The organism is Microbulbifer hainanensis (assembly GCF_014904735.1).
Classification (GTDB): Bacteria; Pseudomonadota; Gammaproteobacteria; order Pseudomonadales; family Cellvibrionaceae; genus Microbulbifer; species Microbulbifer hainanensis.
The window spans coordinates 32,090-50,671 of the sequence record NZ_JACZCR010000008.1 but is presented as its reverse complement, the minus strand read 5'-3'; the positions used below and the strand labels follow the sequence as shown (position 1 = coordinate 50,671).

Below are 18,582 nucleotides of genomic sequence, written 5' to 3'. Positions count from 1 at the left end.
TTCTGTCCTTGTGCCGTGTAAGTGCCGCGTGCGGGGCGGCACGGGACGGTCGCCGGCCTATTTCGATTTGGATCCACCTCCTGTGACCTTGCCCTTAAGTTCCAGCAGTTTGCTGAGCCCGGAACCCAGTTTCATCAGTTTGAGCAGGTCTTTCTCGTCCAGTTTGCTCAGGGTATTGGCAAACTGATCCAGCATTTCCAGCAGGCTGTAGACCTCCTGCATGCGCTCCTGGGCCCGGGCCTCTTCTTCGTCCTGCGGATCGTTCAGCAACAGCTGGCGCAGCAGCGTCAGGGTGGGATCCAGTTCGCGCTTGCGGCGTTCTTCGAACACGGTGCGCGCCAGGTCCCAGATGGTGCCGGCAGCGGTGAAGTAATCCTTGCGATCGCCGGGCTGGTGATGCAACTCCACCAGGCGCCAGGCCTGCAGTTCCTTAAGGCCCATGCTCACGTTGCCGCGGCTGATCTTCAGGGCCTGCGCCAGCTGGTCGGCATTGAGCGGCTCCGAGTGGACCGTCATCAGCGCGAACATCTGTCCCACAGTGCGGTTGAACCCCCAGCGACTGCCCATTTCGCCGAAGTGCAGCACGAATGCCTGTGTCTGACTGGAAAGTTTCATTACTTATTGAGCTTTCAGAAATTTCTGAAAATTGTAAACCTAATTCTGGCAGTGTCAATCGGGAATCGGGTAAACAGGGGCCCTGGGGTGCTGATAGCGGCCCCGGGAACAGGGCTTGGGACAAGTGAAGGGAAGTGCGGCCAGCTTTTTCCGGAGCCTGTCAGGTGGAGGAAATAGCGGCCTGTGCGGCGGAGTACCAGTCGTCAGCGACGATAAAGCCCCGGCTCTGTTCCCGGCCGCCGTCCACTCCCGCCACACAGAAGGGGCCGCGCCGGTTTTCCGCACGCAGTTGCGCGGCGATCCCGGCGCAGGGCTGGCTGTCTGGCAGGGAACCGTGCCGGGGTGCCAGCCAGGTGCGTTTGGACATCACAGCCCAGCGGAGATTGCGTGGTGCGAAGTGATGTAAGAACTGATCCGCAGTGGCCCACCAATAGCCTGCGCAGTCTGCGTTGATGTCATCGCCCAGGGTTGGTGAGGGCGCTGTCAGCGGACGGAACAGCCGACCGGGCATCAGCGTCCACTGGCGGTCGATATGGATACCCTGTTGTTGCAGAAGCGCGCTGGTGGCCGGGGTGCGGATGACCGGAAGCTGGTGGTCGCGCATTCTGGCGAGCTTGATATCCAGCCGGTCGCGCAGCCCCGGCCCGACCCAATATTTGGCGTCCACCTGCAAATAGAATTTGACCGCAATTTCCCAGTGCTCGGTAGTGTCGCTCGGCAGGTGTCGCACGACAAAATCGAGCTCTCCGAGTGTTCTGCCGTCGGCGCGCAGTGGCAGGTTGCGATAGAGAAGTTGGTAGTCGGGATGATGGGCAAGCGCAAAGGCCCACAGGTTTTCGAAATAGACACCGAGCCGGCTGGCCGATCCCCGTTGGTCTGCTGCACGCAGCTGGTCGTGCAGCTGCGGCGTCAGCCGCGCGGCAATATCCCCGCGGGAGAAATATTGACTCAGTTCGACACGCCGCGCCGCCGGCAGCCATGGCAGTTCCCAGTCGCGGACAATATCGACCGCAGCCAATGACCAGAGCATATTGGCCCAGTGGTCCGGCTCTATCTTTATGTTCTGTATTGCCATCCCTGAATTCGCCGCAAATTCATAGTCCGAATGGTACCGGAAACACGACTGCCGCGAGCAAATAAAAAGGGCGGTGAATCCGAAATTACTGTGCTAATGTTCCGCGCAGGATACGAAATAATAACAATAGGAGGTATCTATGGAATCCGGACCACTGGTCTCGATCGGTCTGCCGATCTCGCTGTTTATTATCATGATCGGTATCGGCATGACGCTGACTGCGAGGGATTTTCATCAAGTGACAGTGAAACCCGCGGGTTTGATTTTCGGCACTGTCACTCAGATCCTGGTCATGCCACTGATCGCGTTCGGACTCTGCTGGGCACTCAGCCTGCCGCCGTCCATCGCCGTCGGTCTGGTGATCATCGCGGCCTGTCCCGGCGGCACCACCTCCAACCTGTTTACTCTGCTCGCGCGCGGTAATGTGGCGCTATCAATCGTGCTGACGGTGTCCGCAAGCATGATCACAATCATGTCCCTGCCGATTTTTACCAATTATGCCCTGAGGGCCTTTGTGGGCACGCAGCAGGAAATCGCGTTGCCGTTTGGCAAAACCGTGGCGATGTTGTCGTTGATCGTACTGCTGCCGGTTGTGATCGGCATGGCGGTGCGCGCCTGGCTGCCGCGGCTGGCCAATCGCGCTGAAGGTGTTGTAAGTATCTTCGGCGGTCTGGTGCTGGCAATACTGGTGATTGCCCTGGTTTACGGCATCCGCGACCGGTTTATGGAACTGATGGCGCAGGCGGGTCCCTCGGCGATTCTGCTCAATCTGGCCGGTGTGACTCTCGGCCTGTTCTCCAGTCGTGTCATCGGGCTGTCCCGCCGGGAGGCTCTGGCGGTGGCTACGGAGCTGGGCATCAAGAACGGCACGCTCGGGCTGATGGTGACACTGACACTGCTGCATTCCAGTGAAATGTCGGTCCCGTCCGCCATCTACGGTGTACTGATGTTCCCGATCGGTTTCCTGCTGGCCGCCTACGGCCGGCGTGTGATCCCGGCGGGTAAAGATGACGGGGTTCCGGTCTCGTCCAAGCTCTCCGAAGCCAGCTAGGTTCTCCCAGTGGAGTCGCCGCGAGCAGAGCTGGCGGCGGCTCAATCCAGCTTTTCCACATAGGCCTGCAGGCGCCCGGTGTCCGGAATGGTGACGCGGCCGTAGGCGAACTCGATCAGGCCCTGCGCCTCGATATGCTTGAGTACCCGGTGTACGCCCTGCCGGGTCATGCCCATCATGTTTGCGAGTAATTCCTTCGTCAGGCGGAAGCTGGCGGCGCTGCCGCTGTCTTCGGGCGAATTGTGCATCTGCGCGAGGAATAGCAGGCGCCGCGCGAGCCGCGCTTCGGTGCCACGCAGCACATCATCCTGAATAATTGACATGGCCGCCCACAGCCTGCGGCTCACCAGGTCCAGGGCAACCGGATAGGACTCGGGGTGTTCGGCCATCAGTTTGCGCAGCACGTCACCGGGAATATCGACCACCTGGCAGTCGTCGTGGGAGGTCGCTCCGAAGACCCGCGGCATGCCGGGTGAGAAAACGGTGTCCCCAATCCAGGCGCCGATGTCCAGGATCGCCAGTATGGCCTCGCGGCCCTGGGAATTGCTGGAGCATATGCGCACGCGTCCATCGGCCACGATCGACAATTGGCTCTGCATGGAGCCGGCCATGTAAATGACCTCGCCGGCACTGTAGCGCCGAATGCGGGCCTGGCGGGCCAAATCCCGCTTGGCCTGGTCAGGTAGCCCAGCCAGTAGTGGGCAGGTGTCGAGAATCGGTAGTAGTTCGGTCATCCGCCAAGTGTAAACGAGTTGACAGATTCTCCGCGATCGAGACTTCTAGAATCAATGGCACGCGATAACGATAAGAGAGAACCACAATGCAGACACAACCGAATGCCGCGCCTTCCCTGAAGGGCAAAGTCAGCGATGCCGAGTGGCAGCTGCGGGTCGACCTGGCTGCGGCCTACCGCCTGATCGCCCACTACGGCTGGGACGATATGATCTTTACCCACCTGTCTGTACGAATTCCCGGGCCGGCGCACCATTTCCTGATCAACCCTTTCGGGGCCCTGTTTGACGAAATCACTGCGTCGAGCCTGGTCAAGATCGACGTACATGGTGAAAAGGTCGACGATAGCCCCTTCCCGGTGAACCCCGCCGGCTTCACCATCCACAGTGCTATTCACGAGGCGCGCGACGATGCTCAGTGCGTGATGCATACGCATACCGTTGCCGGTGTCGCGGTGGCGGCGCACAGCGAGGGGCTGCTGCCTCTGTCCCAGCAATCGCTGTTCCCGCTGTCGAGCCTCGCCTATCACGATTACGAGGGCATCGCCGTGCGCGATGACGAGAAGGCCCGACTGGTCGCGGATCTCGGCTCGGCCAATTTCATGATCCTGCGCAACCACGGCCTGTTGACCTGCGCGCCGACCGTCGCCGATGCATTCCTGTTCATGTTTATTATGCAGCGCGCCTGTGAGATTCAGGTGGCCGCGCTGGCCGGTGACCGGCCACTGACGCCGGTACCGCAGCCGATCATCGACAAGATTCAGAGCGAGGGCAACAAGGTCACCAGCAGCCAGGGCGGTTTGCTCGCCTGGCCCGGCCTGCTGCGCAAGCTCGACCGTATCGACCCCAGCTACCGAGATTGAGGGCAGGATGATGCAAGACACTCTCGACACCGCCGAAAAGCAGGCACAGTTTTCCCATATGGAAAACGGCACCGCGGAAGACTGGAAAATCATCGCCGACGCCTTCGGTAGCTTTGCGCAGAAATTGCCGGACCGCATCATCGCGCACTTCAAACTGCTCGAGGGCGATTGCGGCGGTTTCCCGGTTGATCGCCTGACCCACTGTCTGCAGACGGCGACACTGGCCCACCGCGACGGTCGCGATGAGGAATATGTGATCTGCGCGTTGCTGCACGATATCGGCGATACCCTCGGCAGCTACAACCATGCGGATGTCGCCGCGGTACTACTGGAGCCGTTTGTCAGTGAGGAAAACCACTGGATGATCAAGCACCACGCTATCTTCCAGGGTTATTACTTTTTCCAGTATCTGGGGATGGATCGTAACCTGCGTGAGCAGTACCGGGGGCACCCCTGCTACGAGCGCACGATAGAGTTTGTTTCCAAGTACGATGCACCGGCGTTTGATGCCGACGGTGAAGTACTGCCACTGGACTTCTTCGAACCGATGTTGCGGCGGGTATTCGCGCAGCCAAAAAAATCGCTGTACAAAAAGGCGATCGAAACCTAGAGCTGATCATTACAGGGTGGGCGCGCGCCGGTGTAGGCGCGCGTTTACCACTTGAAGCGGAGTCCGAATTCCAGTCCGCCACCGGAACTGTCGCCGAAGTTTTCCAGGCTGGTGGATGCGTTGATCTCCCCGTAGACGGAGCATTGATCCCCACACTCATCGTAAGTGGCACCGAAGCTTAATTTGCCGCGCCAGTCATCCTCTTCCTGTCGCAGCGTGACACCGGATACGGTGACGCTCGTGTCCTCACCGAAGTTGTACAGAATGCTGGGGGTGATATAGAAGTTGATTCTTTCCAGCGGCACTTCGCCGAACATGTGCCGGCTGGTTTTGTGTTGGCTGACGCGCCTGTCAAAGGTGGCTCCAATGCGCAGGCGAAAGGCATTGTTGTCGGCATCGGTCATGCGGACGTCGTACACATCGGTGATATTGTCCGCATTCTCACTGGAATAGATCAGTTGAGCCTGGGGGGTGACCGAGTAATAGCCCCGCAACTTGAAGCTGCGCCCGCCCTCCAGTGACAGGGCGTAACCGAGTGCATCCCGGCTCTGCGGCAGTCGGCGCAGGTCGTAGGCATCCAGGTCGGTGTCAAACCAGTTGATGTGCAGTTGCCCATCGAAATAGCTGCCGTCTATTCCATACCAGGTCAGGTAGGTACTGACACCATACTGTTGGACATCGATACTGCTGTTGCCAAAGAAAGACCTTACATCGGCCTCCGCGTCGCCATAGTGCAGCGCCACGCTGGCGATAGGCTGGGTGCCGCGCACCGTGAAGTTGAGCGGAACATCCACGCCGAGCTGCAGTCGGTATAAATCCTGCCGCCAGCTGGCACTGGTGGAGGATGCCGTGGGATCCATTTCATCGTAACGACCCAGCAGCCGGATCCAGGCGCCACCGCCATCGATGCTGCGTTCGACCGATGTCATGTAGTCACAGCGGCCCTGATCCTCATAACTGGAACCGACCCAGAATCGATTGCCGACGCGCTGACGCAATGTGTCCGGCTGGTTCAGCGCGCGCAAAACCTGCGGGTAGACTTCGTAGAGAACTGCGCCCGGCTGCCAGCGAATTGCGTCGTCGATACCGGACTGCGGGTGGTCCAGCGTAGAGCGGAGATACCAGCCGCCATCCTGCGGATCGGCGACACCATTGTGGTGCAGGGTATAGGCGTAGGCGCCACCGATGATCGCCGGTTGCCGGTCGCGCGTCGTAAAATCGCCGTCCAGCACAAAGGCGTCCGCGGGAGAGGCGCCACCGATGTCGACGATCTGGATACCGTCCCCGGTTGTCTCGGCGCCAATGCCGCCGCGATTGGTGACGCGCACCAGGGTTTGCCCGGAAACATCCCCGGATACTCGCAACAGATCCGAGGGCGAAGCGTCGTCGTAGAGAAGCGTGTCGATCCAGAGCCGACCGTTTTTTCCGATATAGTCGCCGAAGTTACCGTCCCCGTCTGCGGCTACAGTCAGACTGCCGAAAACTCCGTCGCCGAGATCCAGCGTACCGGCCACAGCAATATTGCCGGTGACGACAAAGTTGCGCGGCCGGAACTGCACCAGCCCGCCGAACAGGATATCCAGCCCCAGATCATTACCATCGCCGTCCACACCGCCGCCAACTGACAGTGAGTTTGTGAAAATCATCTTGGAGCTTCCCCAGATGACAATCCGCTCCCAGTTGCGCAGCAGGCGGCCGTCCACCTCGTGGTCGAGCACAAACGTCAGTGTATCGATATAACCGTCGTCGCTACTCAGGTCGTCACCGCCGTCGAGCACGGCCTCGCCGTCGTAGGCAAAAGCGTCAATACGGAGGGTGTCGGAACCGTCACCGCCGCGTACGTCGAATGCCAGTCCCTCGTCCCAGTAAATGGTGTCGTCGCCGGCGCCGGCATCGAGAAAATTGAATACGAAGCCGCCGTCGAGCAGGATATCGTCGTTGCCATCACCGCCGCGCACCGAGAACGCGAGGCCGTCCAGAAGCTGGATGGTGTCGTTGCCCTCGCCGGCATCGATACCGCCGCTGCCAAAGCCGCCGATATCGCTGTCGCGGTTATTCAGGATAATGGTGTCGTTGCCGCTGCCGGCGCGGACCTCGTTTTCCACATCGGCCCCGAGAATGTTGATGGTATCGGCTCCGGTGCCGGCGTCCACATTGCCGATCGTGCCACCATTCAGGTTCAGGACGTCATCGCCGCCCAGCGCATCCACATCGGCGCCTTCGGCATCGTTATCTTCGTCGCAGAGGATGGTGTCCGCGGCGGCCGTACCGATATTGCCGGGGCTACAGGTGGCCCATGCGGGCGTGCTGATCGCCGCCAATAATGCGGTAGCTGACAGTCCCAGTGCCAGCCACGGGTTAGGCCGGCATGGTTTTATCGGGCCTGTGCAGTGCATCGGAATTTCTGGTCTCTGTCTGCCCACGGTTATTCCTGAGGTTATATCGTGGTGTCGTTTTGATTGGCGCCAGAGCGCGGAACCAATGTTCCGTTGAGCGGCCAGTCAATTTTGTCTTGTCGTTTTTCGGGCATGCGCGTGGTTACACGCGGGGTCAGTTAGAATTTATAACCAATACTCAGGTTGACGACCCAGGGATCGTAATCGACGTCGGAACGCAGGTGGTCGTGCCCCAAGCGCGTGGGGAAAATGACGCGGGCAGTCGTATCCGACTGAAAATAGAGAACGCTGAGATTGGCCAGAAAGGGAGTATCGTGACTGTAGGTAAAGTCCACGCCGAGTTGTGTTGCCCAGCCCCAGGAGTAACCGAGATTGAAGCTGCCCCTGCCGGTGGCCAGGTCGGTGTCGATCAGGTAATCGCTGAATTCTCTACTCAGATTGCCGTCGCGAAAGTCGGTGTAGTTGACGCCGATGCCGAAATAGGGACGGCCGAGGCAGTCGGCACCGAGCGGATACCAGTTGATGAACGCCGTGGACGAGGAGACTTTGAAGTCGCCAAGTGGGATGACATCGCGTCCCGGAATGGCAGTGAAATGTGCCAGGTCGATATCGTATTGTGCATCGCCAACCTGTACCAGTTCGACACCCCAGTGTTCCATTGGCCGCCATACCGCGGACACGTTCCAGGTGGTGTCGCTGTTAAATTCCCAAGTGGTATTGTAGAGATCCCAGTGCTGCAGCACGGCAAACTTGAGTGGTGTGGCGTCGCCATTCGGGTCGACATAACTACTACCGATCCGTACGAAAAATTCGCCCCAGTCCATCTCGCGCCAGTCCTGCTGCGCCTGTGCCACCAGAGGGGCTGACATGGCCAGTGCGACAATAAAGCGAATCGGTTTCATGGTCAGTTCCTTCTTATTCGATACTTTCCGCAAGCGATGTTCCATTCGCGTGCTGGCGCGAGGTACGTCGGCGGGGCCGAATCTCGCTACAAAACTAACACTAGAAAATAGCACTTCGCGCCGCAGCTGCGCGGTCGGGTGGGGAAATTGCCACAGAAAATTCATCGGTCAGGGAGTGCGGGAGACTGCCGGGATATCGTTGTCACACCAGCCAATGATGTTTACCCTGTTAATTATCCGGATCTGGGCTCAGGCTCGGTTGGAAGACAAGCAGCACCGGGCAGGTTAGCGTGATAACAATAAAAGAACTCTGTCGGGAATACGGAGAGGGGGATGCCAGGGTTGTGGCGCTCGCCAATGTTTCCCTCCAAATAGAAAAGAACGAATTCGTCGCGATTATGGGTTCTTCGGGTTCCGGTAAATCGACGTTAATGAATATTCTCGGCTGTCTCGATCAGCAGACGTCGGGGCAGTACTGGCTCGACGGGCAGGAGGTAGGCTGCTTCGACGACACGACCCTTTCCGCCATCCGCAATCGCCATATCGGTTTTATCTTCCAGACCTTTCACCTACTGCCACGCATGACGGCGGTACAGAATGTGATGTTGCCCCTGCGCTACTCCGGTGTCGATACGGCGCTGGCGCGCGAACGCGCCCGGCAAATGCTGGAACTGGTCGGCCTCGGGCACCGAATGGAACATAAACCCTTTGAAATGTCCGGAGGACAGCGCCAGCGGGTGGCCATTGCGCGTGCGCTGGTCAATCAGCCCAAGGTGATTTTCGCCGATGAACCGACCGGCAACCTGGATAGCCGTACCTCTGAAGAAATCCTCGGGTTACTGCGCGCACTGCACCGGGAGGGGCAAACCATTGTCATGGTAACGCACGAACCGGAGATCGCCGCCCATGCCCAGCGCATTATTCGCATGAACGATGGCGCCGTCGTGGAGGATCGCCTGTGCGCCGTGTGATAGCCCTGGCCGCGCTATTGCTGGCCGCGCCCCTGTGTGCCGATTCGGTTCTGTTGTTGAGCGGGGAAATCCGCGCAGAGGACAACCAGCGCTTTCTTGCGCCAATGACGGAAAACTGGCGTGTCGAGCTGCAGTGGTTGATGCCGGAGGGGCAGGTGGCAGAGGCCGGGGAAATTGTCGCGGTATTTGACGGTGCGGCGATACAGGGGAAGATCGATGCGGAACGGGTAGCGCTCGCTACCGCGCGCGAGAAACTGCAACAGCAAAAGACCGAGCATGCGCAGACCGTGCTGGAAAAACAGTACGCCCTCAAGCGCGAACAGCTGCTGCTGAAGAAGGCGAGTATCGATGCCGCTATTCCCAAGCAATACTTGAGCGCCTACGAATACGATTCCAATCAGGTGGCCAAGCAGGAGGCGGAGGCAAGCCTCAAGAAGGCGCGTGAGGATCTTGCCCAGGCGGAGCTGGCTCGAGAAGTCGCGCTGAAGAAACAACAGATCAATATAGAGCGCTCCAAGGACAAACTGGCGTACCAGCGCCAGGCGCTGGAATCCATGACTCTGCGCGCCGAGCGGGCCGGCCCGGTACTGTATGGCAAGCACCCGTGGACTGGCGAGCGGGTATTCGTCGGTATGACCGCACAGCCGTCCTGGGAGATTGCCGAAATTCCCGCACTGAGTGCGCTCTACGTGGAAGCCTGGTTGCATGAAATCGATATCGACCGGGTGCGCGAGGGGCAGGAGGCGCAACTGACGTTCGATTCGCGGATGCACACTCCATTGAAGGCTGTGCTCAAGGATATCGCTACCCAGCCACAGAAGCGTAAGGAATGGGGCTCGGGCCTGTATTACCACCTGACCCTGCAGCTGGTGGAAAAGCCGGAGTTTGAGCTGTTGCCGGGTATGGGCGCGCGCATCGAGTTTTCCGGGGACGCGTCATGAGACAGTGGTTCGTTCTAGTCGCGCTGATTCTGTCCGGCTGTGCCGGCGGCGGTGAAAATTCGCCAAAGAAAACAGAGACACCACTGCTGCCGCCGATCACCGGGGAACTGGAGTCGGCGCGAGCGGTGCAAATTGCCCCGCCGTCCATTTCCCGCATGTGGCAGTACAGCATCAAGAAAATGGTGGCGGAAAATGCTCACGTGGAGAAAGGCGATCTGGTAGTTGCTTTTGATGACAAACCGGTGCGCGAACGCCTGATCGAGAAAAAGGCCGAACTCAGTCAGGCGCGCAGTGAACTCAGTAATACGGTGAACAAAGAAGAGCAGAAGGCCAGGGATAACACCCTCGCCATCGAGGAGAAGCGCGCGGCGTATAACAAGGCCAAGGAGCGGGCTGAAATCATCGATTACTCCCTGTCGAAGAACGAACGGATGAAATCCGCGATCGATTTCAAGATCGCCGCCAACGATCTGGAGGAGGTCAAGGCACTGGCCGACCTGCACAGGCAGTCCAGTGCGTTAAAGGTTTCCCTGGCCAAGCGCAAGATCGAACGGTTGGAAAGCGAAACCGGCCAGTTGCAGGCGGAAGTGGAAAAGCTCAGCGTTAAAGCGCCGATCGCCGGCTTGGTACAGTACATTCCGAACTGGAATGGTGAAAAGCCGTCGGAAGGGGAGTCCGTGCGCTTTGGCCAGCCGGTTGTACTGATATCGGATCTCAGCCAGATGCGATTGCGCGCCACGGCGGACGAGGTCGACAAAGCCCACCTCAAGCTGGGCGAGCCGGTGGATGTGGTGATCGATGGCGCTCAGGCCAGGACCTTTCGCGGCACTGTCACCGAGCTGGGCAGCGTGGTGCGGGACAGGGCCCGCGGCGACCGCCGACGGGTCATCGACCTGTTGGTGGGATTGGAGCAGACCACGGCAGGTGGGTTGAAGCCCGGCATGACGGCATCGGTCAACTTCCCCTCCGCCGATGGGGGCGAGGCGGTGGCGAGTGTGGAGAAAGACCGTTGAAGCGCTTGCCGATGACTGCCCTGGGACTTGTGATCGTCCTGACCGCCTGTTCTGGCAGTGACCCCGAACCGCTGCTATACGAGGTCCGTATCTCGCGGGCGCCGGTACTGGTAGCCGCAGAAGGGGAACTGGAGGCCGCTTCTGCCACGGCGATCCAGGCCCCCGTGTCCGGACCACCCAAATATATAGCCTGGCTTGCGCCCGAATACTCCGAGGTGCACAAAGGGGATGTCATTGTCCGTTTTGATGGCGAGGCCATGCAGCGCGACCGGCGCTGGACCAAGGGCGACCTCGATATCGCCCGGGAAGACATGCGCGAGAAGCAGGGCCACCTCGATACCGAACAGCTCGGTATCACGCTCGACAGCTCGCAGGTCCAGATCGAGAAAGCGTTTGCGGAGCGCTTCTCGGTCGAAGACAACCTGTTGAAGTCCCGTCTCGAAATGCTCGACGACCTGCTGGATATAGAGTTTCTGAATTCGAAGCTCGATTACCTCGACTGGAAAAATACCCGCTTTGCCACCAGCGCCGAGGGGGAAGTCCAGGTGCTCACCGTGCAGGAGGACAAGTACGAAGCCAAGATCGAGCGGCTGGACAAGGGACTGGCGGCGCTGGAAATCGTTGCGCCGCACGATGGCATCCTCACCTATGAGGCCAACTGGCGTGGCGACAAACCGCAAGTCGGGCAGCAGATATGGCCGGGACGCAAGGTCGGGGATCTGCCGGACGTCAGTGTCATGCAGGCAAAGCTTCACGTGCTGGATCGCGAGGCCGTCGGCTTGGCCAAGGGGCAAGCGGTCGATATCTGGATCGAGGCCCTTCCGGGGCAGCACTTTGCAGCCAGCGTCGACAGTATCAGCGCCGCGCCCGCATCCGTCGAACGGGGCAACCCGCAGAAATATTATGAGGTGATTGCCCGTTTCCAGGAGCAGCATCCGCAATTGTTCAAGCTCGGCCGCGGCGTAGGCGCGTCAATCCAGGTGAAGGGCGGTGAGGAGCGGCTCGAAATTCCGCTGCAGAGTCTGTTTCACAGCACCAGCGGCCCCTATGTCTATGTCTATTCAGGGGGCGACTTCCGCCGGCGCCCGGTGACACTCGGCAAAGCCACGCCGACCCATATCGAAATCACCGCGGGCCTCTCTGTGGGAGAAAAAATAGCGCTTTACGACGTGGCCAATATCGCGCTGTCAGATAAAGAGGGGAATTCCAATGGCTGAGTCCGCACAGCCGACAGTCCGTTATGACCGCGCCGGCCACAGGGCGCTGCTGCTGACGTTCCGGGAGGCACTGGCGGAGCTGTCCCAGCACAAACTGCGCACGCTGCTGACACTGCTCGGGATGATTTTTGGCGTGGGCGCCGTGATCGCCATGCTGAATATCGGCAAGGGTGCGGAACAGGAAGCACTGCGCATGATTGAAACCATGGGCCTGAACAACCTGATCGTACAGAGCCCGGAACAGGAAAAGGACGAGCTTTACGAGCAGCGCAAACAGTCCAGCGGTCTGAGCCTGCGCGACGGCGAAGCGGCCATCGCCACCATGAATTTTGTCGAGGCTTTCAGCGCGCAAAGGGCCCTGACCACGTACAGTGCCTTCAGTGAGTTCGGCAAGAGTGAGGCTGCGGCGACCGGCGTCAATCCCGGGTATTTCCGCATGTCACCGTTCAAGCTATCGGCAGGTCGGTTGTTGACGCCGGAAGACGAGGCGGTACTCGCGCAGGTGGCAGTACTGGGAGAGGCCGTGGCCGGGCAGCTTTTTCCCGGACGCAGTGCCATTGGTGAAAGGATCAAGATCAATCACCTCTGGTTTGTCGTTGTGGGTGTGCTGGATTCCCCGTTCGTTGAGGGCGCGGATTTTGAGGGGGTCAAACTGGGGGCGGAACAGCACCAGATTTTCATTCCCTTTGCCACCGCCATGCAGCGTTTCCCGCACGAAGTGCTGGCTGCGGAAGTCAGCGAGCTCAAATTCCAGCTTGCGCCAGGAACAGACGCGCGGGAAGCCGCCCGGGCCATTACCCACCTGCTCAACCGGCGCCACAACAACGTGGAAGATTTCACGATGATCGTGCCGGCGGCACTGATGGCGCAGAAAATGGAAACCCAGACCATCTTCAACATCGTCATGTCCTGTGTGGCTGGTATCTCCCTGCTGGTGGGTGGTATCGGCATCATGAACATCATGCTTGCCACGGTACTGGAGCGCACCCGGGAAATTGGCTTGCTGCGCGCCGTCGGGGCGACGGAAAAGGATATCCGCACCCAGTATCTGGTGGAGAGCTTCACCATCGCGATCCTCGGCGGACTGCTCGGTATTGTCTTCGGCGTGCTGCTATCAGAAATGATTGCACTCTATGCCGGCTGGGCCGTGTCCTGGTCGCTCCGGGCGATTCTGCTGTCCTTCACGGTGTGCGCAATGATTGGCCTGATCTTCGGAGTCTATCCGGCGATCAAGGCTTCCAGGCTCAATCCGATTGATGCCCTGCAGAGTGACTGAATCGGGCAGGGGATTTCCGGCAGGCGACCTGCCTAGAGCCCGGAATCCATGTGAAAAGTCGCTATATCCGGGGCACTGGTAAAATGCAGCCGTTCACCGGTGTTCGGGTGCGTGCAGGACAGTTCTGTCGCATGCAGCAATAGCCTGGGTGCCGCGGCCAGTGCCTGTGGGTGCGCGTAGAAGGGGTCGCCGAGTATCGGGTGCCCGATGGCCTGCAGGTGTACCCGCAACTGATGTGAGCGTCCGGTCACAGGCTTCAGCCTGACCAAGCTGAATCCACCGCCCGCCGCGACTCTTTCCCAGCGGGTAAGCGATGGCTTACCCACTTCGAAGTCCACTTTCTGGCGCGGCCGGTTGGGCCAGTCGCAGATCAGGGGCAGGTCGATTTCCCCGGACTCTTCCTCAAGCTCCCCCCACACCCTGGCGTAGTAGATTTTCTCCACCTGCCGCTCCTGAAACTGCTGGCTCAGCAGCCGGTGTGCGATCGGGTGGCAGGCCATGATGACCAGGCCGGATGTATCCATATCCAGGCGGTGCACCGTCATCGCGCCGGGGTATTTCTCCTGGGAGCGGCTGGCGAGGCTGTCCGCATGGGCCGGATCTCGCCCAGGTACGCTGAGCAGCCCGCTGGGCTTGTCAAAAACCAGCAGCGTATCGTCAGCGTATACCTCTGTGAGGTAGGGCTCAGTGGGTGGGCGGTACTCCCGCACAGACATCTACTCCTAGTGCTACGTGATCAGGGTGTTTGCGGCAGGCATTTTACCCGATCTGAGTTGACTGGGGGGCGTGGCCAGCCGTGCTGCTGGAGTCGACACCTGATTGGCATATTTATCGCGTTTAAGAATATCGTGATCTTAACGGCGGTCAGTTGACACTGTGTAATAGCGGGGGCGCTAGCCCGGGAGATATCGGCGAAAACTGCGTCGGGGAGAGGTTGCTACAAACTCTTCTGCAGTCCTGCTTGGCGGACCCGATACTGGTCGGATCCGCCATTGGGAATAAGAGAGACTACATTTTATCTTTCATCTTCTCCATCTCGCCTTTGGTGCCTTTCTCAAGTTTGTGCCATTCGCCCTTCAACTTCTTCCCAAATGACTCTTTGGGGGCCTTGCCACAGGCTTCAATGATCATAGGGGTAACCTTTTCCGTGCCTTCAATGTCGAGCATACCGTCTTCTGGCTTGCCCTTTTTTGAGTAGGCACTGGCCCAGTAGACCACTTTCGGCTTGTACTGGTCATCGATCGCGAGAAAATCCTCGCAGGTCCAGTCCTTCAAATGCTTCTTGGTCTCTGCCACCGCGCTAAACGAAGTGATACCTGCGGCAATCACCAGGGGAAGGATAACGAGCTTACTCTTCACAACAATTCCTCCAGGGGTTCCAGGGAGTCATGTCAGGAATTTGACTACGTGTTCGAATGTCAGATGCTTGCGACTACCGCAAACCAACATAGCCGTACCCGACTTAAAAGGCATGATTGCTGGCGAAACCGCCGAGTCGAACGCGAGACTGTGGCAGAACTCGATAACAATCATGATTGTTGTCATCTGAAGACAGTTCATAGTCCCGCGTTTATCGACGATTACCGGCCAGTCCACAGAAAGAATAGACGTTTTTTTCAACCTTCAAGGCGATATCAGAAAAAGCATTCCCCTTCGATAGCTCTCAACTTACCGCTCCTGAATTTGCCCACTCAGCTGTAGATGTCAATCGGGCTCTAGGACAGGATGAACAGTTCGGATGTGTGTAAATCGGGCCGCGGATTGGCATGGTGCCAGGGGGTGAGTCAGAGTGTGACTGGAGAAGCTACCAGCAGACGCTGCGTCCCACTCTGGTACGCAGTGCGAACCTCATAAGGTAATGCAGAATGGAGACAACAAGAGTGATTTTGTTTTATACGTTCATAAGGAAATAATTACCTGGGGCCGTATTCAAGCAGCGAATAAAAGCATTCCCCAGTCTTCCAATAGGATCCAATAAATTCAGTTCCCGCCCCTAACTTTTCGGACAAATCACGTATTAGGCGCAATTGAATTTTTTGTTTCTTCGGGTCAATAGCCACGACTTCAACATCGAGGAAGTCAAAATATTTCTTAACCTGGGGGTAAAGTGCCTTGAATAGGGCCTCTTTCATAGAGAATATCAGCGTAACCCCGTCTTGTGTCGGGTCAGCGTAGCTTTTACAAATATCCTCCTCATTCTTGTTGAGGATAGAGGTATTAATCTCAGAAATGATTTTTCCCGGGATTTTATGCGTGATATCAATTCCAACACCTTGAAAATTCCGGCTGACGACACAGACCGCTCGATTTTCGCTGTGGCTGATGGACCCGGAGATTCCAGCTGGCCAGGCCGGGCAGCGATTATGGCCAATCGCAACGGGTGTGTGGAAATAGCCCAATTCAGAAAGCGCTGCCTTTGCGCAGTATCGTCCCGCCAGAAATTCCGCTTTTCGTTTTGTTACCGACCCAGCTATTTGTACTGGAATGGGTATGTCTAGTTGACTGAATAAGCTGTCGCTATATTTCGAAGGGTCAAATCCACACTCGGTAAATGATCCATTAAAGCCTTCGGGTATTGAGGGTGGCTTTAGCTTAATGAAGTTTTCAATCGATGTTTCGCGAGGGGCATCTTTTATTGGCTGTTCCATTTTATTTTTTGGCGCTGCTTTAGCTTTAGAGTGGGTTCGGTGCCGTATTTAAAAATATCATAAATGCGTGCTTAGGCCATAAATATTAATGGTCTATCGGGTGCGTAAATGCTGGCCGCCTCGGGGCTGAACCGCGGTACATTGGGTGCCATCTGGCCAGGCTTCTAAGAGACGGATCATTGTCGTGCTGCAGGGCAGGGGCGAAAATATCGTTTGGTGCGTGAGTACCTTAAGGGGTGGGCTGGGGGATTCCTAATTGGTAAAGTTGATATTATAATCTAATTATAATGCTGAACACGTAGGATCGCTCAATGGAAACCAAAACAGCTCGTTTTACCGTATTGCTTGACCCAAGAAAAAAGAAGGCATTTGAGCAACTTTGTGCGTCTCAGGATTTAACGCCTTCGCAAGTTGTTCGGCAGTTAATCCGGAACTATCTTGAACAACACGACGTTGATTTTCTGAATCAGGATGTCCCTGAAAAGAATCCTCCTAATCGCTAAATTTCCGCGGCGTGTTATCTTTTCTAAAGGCTTCGAAGTATTCCTTGCTGGTCTTTAGTAAGTTCGAAACAGGGCCGGCTTCACCGCTTGTCGAGTTTGGTTTCCCATCTATTTCAGCGATTTTCTTTATGGCGGTTTCGAACGTCGGGAAATAGTGATCGTCTCCAATTAAGGAAATGATCCCCGCTTTTCGAAGCTTGCGATCTACGCGGCCATTCGCCCCGGATAATATAACGGTTACCCCGCGTTCTTGTAGCGACTGGATTACCTCTTCAAGTGTCTGCAGGCCCGTTACATCGATAAAAGGAACCCATTTTAATCGGATAATCAAGAAACTGGGGTCGGTGTTTGTATAGGCGAGTGCTCGCTCGAAGTTTTCGACAGCTCCAAAGAAAAACGGCCCTTCAACAGTAAAAACTAGTGTTGATTCCGGAATGTGGTTTTCACCCAGTCTCGAAAGTTCTTCGTTAATTTTCTCAGATGTAGATTGAGAGACTTCTACGCTAGCAGCCATTCTCCTTAAGAAGTGAAAAGTGGCCAAAATTACGCCGATATTGACTGCGATGACAAGGTCCGCAAAAACGGTCAGGCTAAATGTGACGAGTAAAATGGCAACATCTGCTTTGGGCGCACGTCTGACCATTTTCACAAAGTGCCGGGCCTCGCTCATGTTCCAGGCGACGACAAATAAAATGGCGGAAAGTGTGGCAAGCGGTATATTTGCCGCCATCGGAGCCAGTGCGACCAGAATTACAACGAGGGTAATGGAGTGAACGATGCCCGCGATAGGGCTGTTGCCGCCGTTTCGAATGTTGGTGGCTGTTCTGGCAATTGCTCCTGTTGCGGCGAACCCACCAAACAGCGGCGTAAATAAATTTGCGATGCCTTGCCCGACAAGCTCTTGATTGGAGTTGTGGCGCGTACCTGCCATACCATCCGCGACGACCGCAGAGAGTAGTGATTCAATCGCCCCTAACATTGCAATCGTAAAAGCAGGGCCGATCAATTCGATAATCTGGGACCATTCCGGAGAGGGGAGATGGATTACTGGTAGAGCTTGAGGGATGCCCCCAAAAGCACTGCCGATAGTTCTGACTCCGTCAAAATGAAACAGGCCTTGAACGACGGTTGCGACCACCAGGGCCACAAGTGGTCCCGGAACCTTCTTCATAACCGGTATACGCGGGGTGAATATGACCAGGGCAAGTGATGCAACCGCCAGAAGTGTGGTGGGAGTGTGAAATTGTGGCAGTGCATAAAATAAGTGAAGGAGCTTCTCATGGAAATGCTCACCGCTGATTGCAGGCAATCCGAAAAAATCACGCCACTGCCCGACCCAAATAATGACGCCGATGCCCGCGGTAAAGCCGACGATGACGGGATCAGGGATGAATTTAATAATCCCTCCCATTTTTGTCAGGCCCAGGACGAGTAATATCAGCCCGGCCATAAACGTCGCTATCTGCAAGCCCTCTATGCCGTATTGGGCTGTGATGCCAGAGAGAACGACAATAAAGGCCCCCGTCGGGCCTGCAATCTGCAGTCTGCTGCCCCCGAAGGCGGACACGATAAAGCCCGCAATGATTGCGGTGTAGATTCCCTGTTCCGGCTTTGCACCAGAGGCAATGGCAAACGCCATTGCTAGCGGCAGCGCGACTATGCCGACAATCAGGCCGGCCACTAGGTTGTTTATCCAGTTTTTTTTGCCTAATAAGCCAGCTTGGTAGGCTTCTCTTAGCGCAAACATAGGCTGTCACATCTCGGGTGGGG

Annotated in this window: 18 protein-coding genes; 9 read left to right on the top strand and 9 right to left on the bottom strand. The window is 57.3% G+C overall.

The annotated features are described in order from the left end of the window. Positions 1–57 precede the first annotated feature (57 nt). Complete coding sequence (locus tag IG168_RS02915) at positions 58–615, bottom strand: GbsR/MarR family transcriptional regulator (RefSeq protein WP_193161652.1); 558 nt, start codon at positions 613–615, stop codon at positions 58–60. A 160-nt stretch (positions 616–775) separates the two neighbouring features. Continuing rightward, complete coding sequence (locus tag IG168_RS02910; RefSeq protein ID WP_193161651.1) at positions 776–1,690, bottom strand: DUF1853 family protein; 915 nt, start codon at positions 1,688–1,690, stop codon at positions 776–778. Between the two features lie 139 nt (positions 1,691–1,829). Here IG168_RS02910 and IG168_RS02905 point away from each other — a divergent pair, with 139 nt between their 5' ends. Then, positions 1,830–2,741 carry a bile acid:sodium symporter family protein gene (locus tag IG168_RS02905; RefSeq protein ID WP_193161650.1) on the top strand — a complete coding sequence of 304 codons (912 nt, stop codon included), beginning with the start codon at positions 1,830–1,832 and terminating at the stop codon, positions 2,739–2,741. A gap of 41 nt (positions 2,742–2,782) precedes the next feature. On the opposite strand, the gene IG168_RS02900 is transcribed toward IG168_RS02905, so the two are convergent. After that, positions 2,783–3,475 (bottom strand): Crp/Fnr family transcriptional regulator, encoded by a 693-nt coding sequence (locus IG168_RS02900; RefSeq protein ID WP_193161649.1) that lies wholly within the window; start codon positions 3,473–3,475, stop codon positions 2,783–2,785. A gap of 86 nt (positions 3,476–3,561) precedes the next feature. Between IG168_RS02900 and IG168_RS02895 the strand changes: the two genes are divergently transcribed. After that, positions 3,562–4,335: a class II aldolase/adducin family protein gene (locus IG168_RS02895; protein WP_193161648.1), complete on the top strand. Its 774-nt coding sequence runs from the start codon at positions 3,562–3,564 to the stop codon at positions 4,333–4,335. Positions 4,336–4,342: 7 nt separating this feature from the next. Then, the gene (locus IG168_RS02890; RefSeq protein WP_226876477.1) at positions 4,343–4,945 is read left to right on the top strand and encodes an HD domain-containing protein; all 603 of its coding nucleotides are present in this window, start codon (positions 4,343–4,345) and stop codon (positions 4,943–4,945) included. Positions 4,946–4,989: 44 nt separating this feature from the next. On the opposite strand, the gene IG168_RS02885 is transcribed toward IG168_RS02890, so the two are convergent. Continuing rightward, entirely contained in the window at positions 4,990–7,266 is a 2,277-nt protein-coding gene (locus IG168_RS02885; RefSeq protein ID WP_193161647.1) for an autotransporter family protein, read from the bottom strand. A gap of 233 nt (positions 7,267–7,499) precedes the next feature. Beyond that, positions 7,500–8,243 carry an OmpW/AlkL family protein gene (locus IG168_RS02880; RefSeq protein ID WP_193161646.1) on the bottom strand — a complete coding sequence of 248 codons (744 nt, stop codon included), beginning with the start codon at positions 8,241–8,243 and terminating at the stop codon, positions 7,500–7,502. 290 nt (positions 8,244–8,533) lie between these two features. Here IG168_RS02880 and IG168_RS02875 point away from each other — a divergent pair, with 290 nt between their 5' ends. From IG168_RS02875 to IG168_RS02855, 5 genes are read left to right on the top strand one after another with little or no spacing between them, the layout of a single operon-like run. Then, positions 8,534–9,214 carry an ABC transporter ATP-binding protein gene (locus IG168_RS02875; protein WP_193161645.1) on the top strand — a complete coding sequence of 227 codons (681 nt, stop codon included), beginning with the start codon at positions 8,534–8,536 and terminating at the stop codon, positions 9,212–9,214. After that, entirely contained in the window at positions 9,202–10,155 is a 954-nt protein-coding gene (locus tag IG168_RS02870; protein ID WP_193161644.1) for an HlyD family secretion protein, read from the top strand. The genes IG168_RS02875 and IG168_RS02870 overlap by 13 nt, the downstream gene beginning before the upstream one ends. After that, positions 10,152–11,168, top strand: a complete 1,017-nt coding sequence (locus IG168_RS02865; protein ID WP_193161643.1) for an HlyD family secretion protein — start codon at positions 10,152–10,154, stop codon at positions 11,166–11,168. Before IG168_RS02870 ends, IG168_RS02865 begins: the two co-directional genes overlap by 4 nt. Continuing rightward, positions 11,165–12,385: an efflux RND transporter periplasmic adaptor subunit gene (locus IG168_RS02860; RefSeq protein WP_193161642.1), complete on the top strand. Its 1,221-nt coding sequence runs from the start codon at positions 11,165–11,167 to the stop codon at positions 12,383–12,385. Before IG168_RS02865 ends, IG168_RS02860 begins: the two co-directional genes overlap by 4 nt. Continuing rightward, entirely contained in the window at positions 12,378–13,661 is a 1,284-nt protein-coding gene (locus IG168_RS02855; RefSeq protein ID WP_193161641.1) for an ABC transporter permease, read from the top strand. Before IG168_RS02860 ends, IG168_RS02855 begins: the two co-directional genes overlap by 8 nt. Before the next feature lie 32 nt (positions 13,662–13,693). Here IG168_RS02855 and IG168_RS02850 read toward each other — a convergent pair whose 3' ends face one another. The 3 genes from IG168_RS02850 to IG168_RS02840 form a co-directional block, all read right to left on the bottom strand. Further along, the gene (locus tag IG168_RS02850) at positions 13,694–14,371 is read right to left on the bottom strand and encodes a pseudouridine synthase (protein WP_193161640.1); all 678 of its coding nucleotides are present in this window, start codon (positions 14,369–14,371) and stop codon (positions 13,694–13,696) included. Between the two features lie 298 nt (positions 14,372–14,669). Continuing rightward, positions 14,670–15,020: an acid-activated periplasmic chaperone HdeA gene (gene hdeA / locus IG168_RS02845; RefSeq protein WP_319024645.1), complete on the bottom strand. Its 351-nt coding sequence runs from the start codon at positions 15,018–15,020 to the stop codon at positions 14,670–14,672. Positions 15,021–15,574: 554 nt separating this feature from the next. Continuing rightward, positions 15,575–16,309, bottom strand: a complete 735-nt coding sequence (locus IG168_RS02840) for a 4'-phosphopantetheinyl transferase family protein (RefSeq protein WP_193161639.1) — start codon at positions 16,307–16,309, stop codon at positions 15,575–15,577. 311 nt (positions 16,310–16,620) lie between these two features. Between IG168_RS02840 and IG168_RS02835 the strand changes: the two genes are divergently transcribed. After that, positions 16,621–16,812: a ribbon-helix-helix protein, CopG family gene (locus IG168_RS02835; protein WP_193161638.1), complete on the top strand. Its 192-nt coding sequence runs from the start codon at positions 16,621–16,623 to the stop codon at positions 16,810–16,812. On the opposite strand, the gene IG168_RS02830 is transcribed toward IG168_RS02835, so the two are convergent. Beyond that, a complete protein-coding gene (locus tag IG168_RS02830; protein WP_193161637.1) occupies positions 16,802–18,559 on the bottom strand; it encodes a SulP family inorganic anion transporter in 1,758 nt (585 codons plus the stop codon). The two genes, IG168_RS02835 and IG168_RS02830, sit on opposite strands and share 11 nt — an antisense overlap. Positions 18,560–18,582: the final 23 nt, after the last annotated feature.

Excerpts from the sequence above, each read along its gene's own strand:
- IG168_RS02915 (WP_193161652.1), bottom strand. The coding sequence starts at position 615 with ATGAAACTTTCCAGTCAGACACAGGCATTCGTGCTGCACTTCGGCGAA.
- IG168_RS02910 (WP_193161651.1), bottom strand. The coding sequence starts at position 1,690 with ATGGCAATACAGAACATAAAGATAGAGCCGGACCACTGGGCCAATATG.
- IG168_RS02905 (WP_193161650.1), top strand. The coding sequence starts at position 1,830 with ATGGAATCCGGACCACTGGTCTCGATCGGTCTGCCGATCTCGCTGTTT.
- IG168_RS02900 (WP_193161649.1), bottom strand. The coding sequence starts at position 3,475 with ATGACCGAACTACTACCGATTCTCGACACCTGCCCACTACTGGCTGGG.
- IG168_RS02895 (WP_193161648.1), top strand. The coding sequence starts at position 3,562 with ATGCAGACACAACCGAATGCCGCGCCTTCCCTGAAGGGCAAAGTCAGC.
- IG168_RS02890 (WP_226876477.1), top strand. The coding sequence starts at position 4,343 with ATGATGCAAGACACTCTCGACACCGCCGAAAAGCAGGCACAGTTTTCC.
- IG168_RS02880 (WP_193161646.1), bottom strand. The coding sequence starts at position 8,243 with ATGAAACCGATTCGCTTTATTGTCGCACTGGCCATGTCAGCCCCTCTG.
- IG168_RS02865 (WP_193161643.1), top strand. The coding sequence starts at position 10,152 with ATGAGACAGTGGTTCGTTCTAGTCGCGCTGATTCTGTCCGGCTGTGCC.
- IG168_RS02855 (WP_193161641.1), top strand. The coding sequence starts at position 12,378 with ATGGCTGAGTCCGCACAGCCGACAGTCCGTTATGACCGCGCCGGCCAC.
- IG168_RS02840 (WP_193161639.1), bottom strand. The coding sequence starts at position 16,309 with ATGGAACAGCCAATAAAAGATGCCCCTCGCGAAACATCGATTGAAAAC.
- IG168_RS02835 (WP_193161638.1), top strand. The coding sequence starts at position 16,621 with ATGGAAACCAAAACAGCTCGTTTTACCGTATTGCTTGACCCAAGAAAA.
- IG168_RS02830 (WP_193161637.1), bottom strand. The coding sequence starts at position 18,559 with ATGTTTGCGCTAAGAGAAGCCTACCAAGCTGGCTTATTAGGCAAAAAA.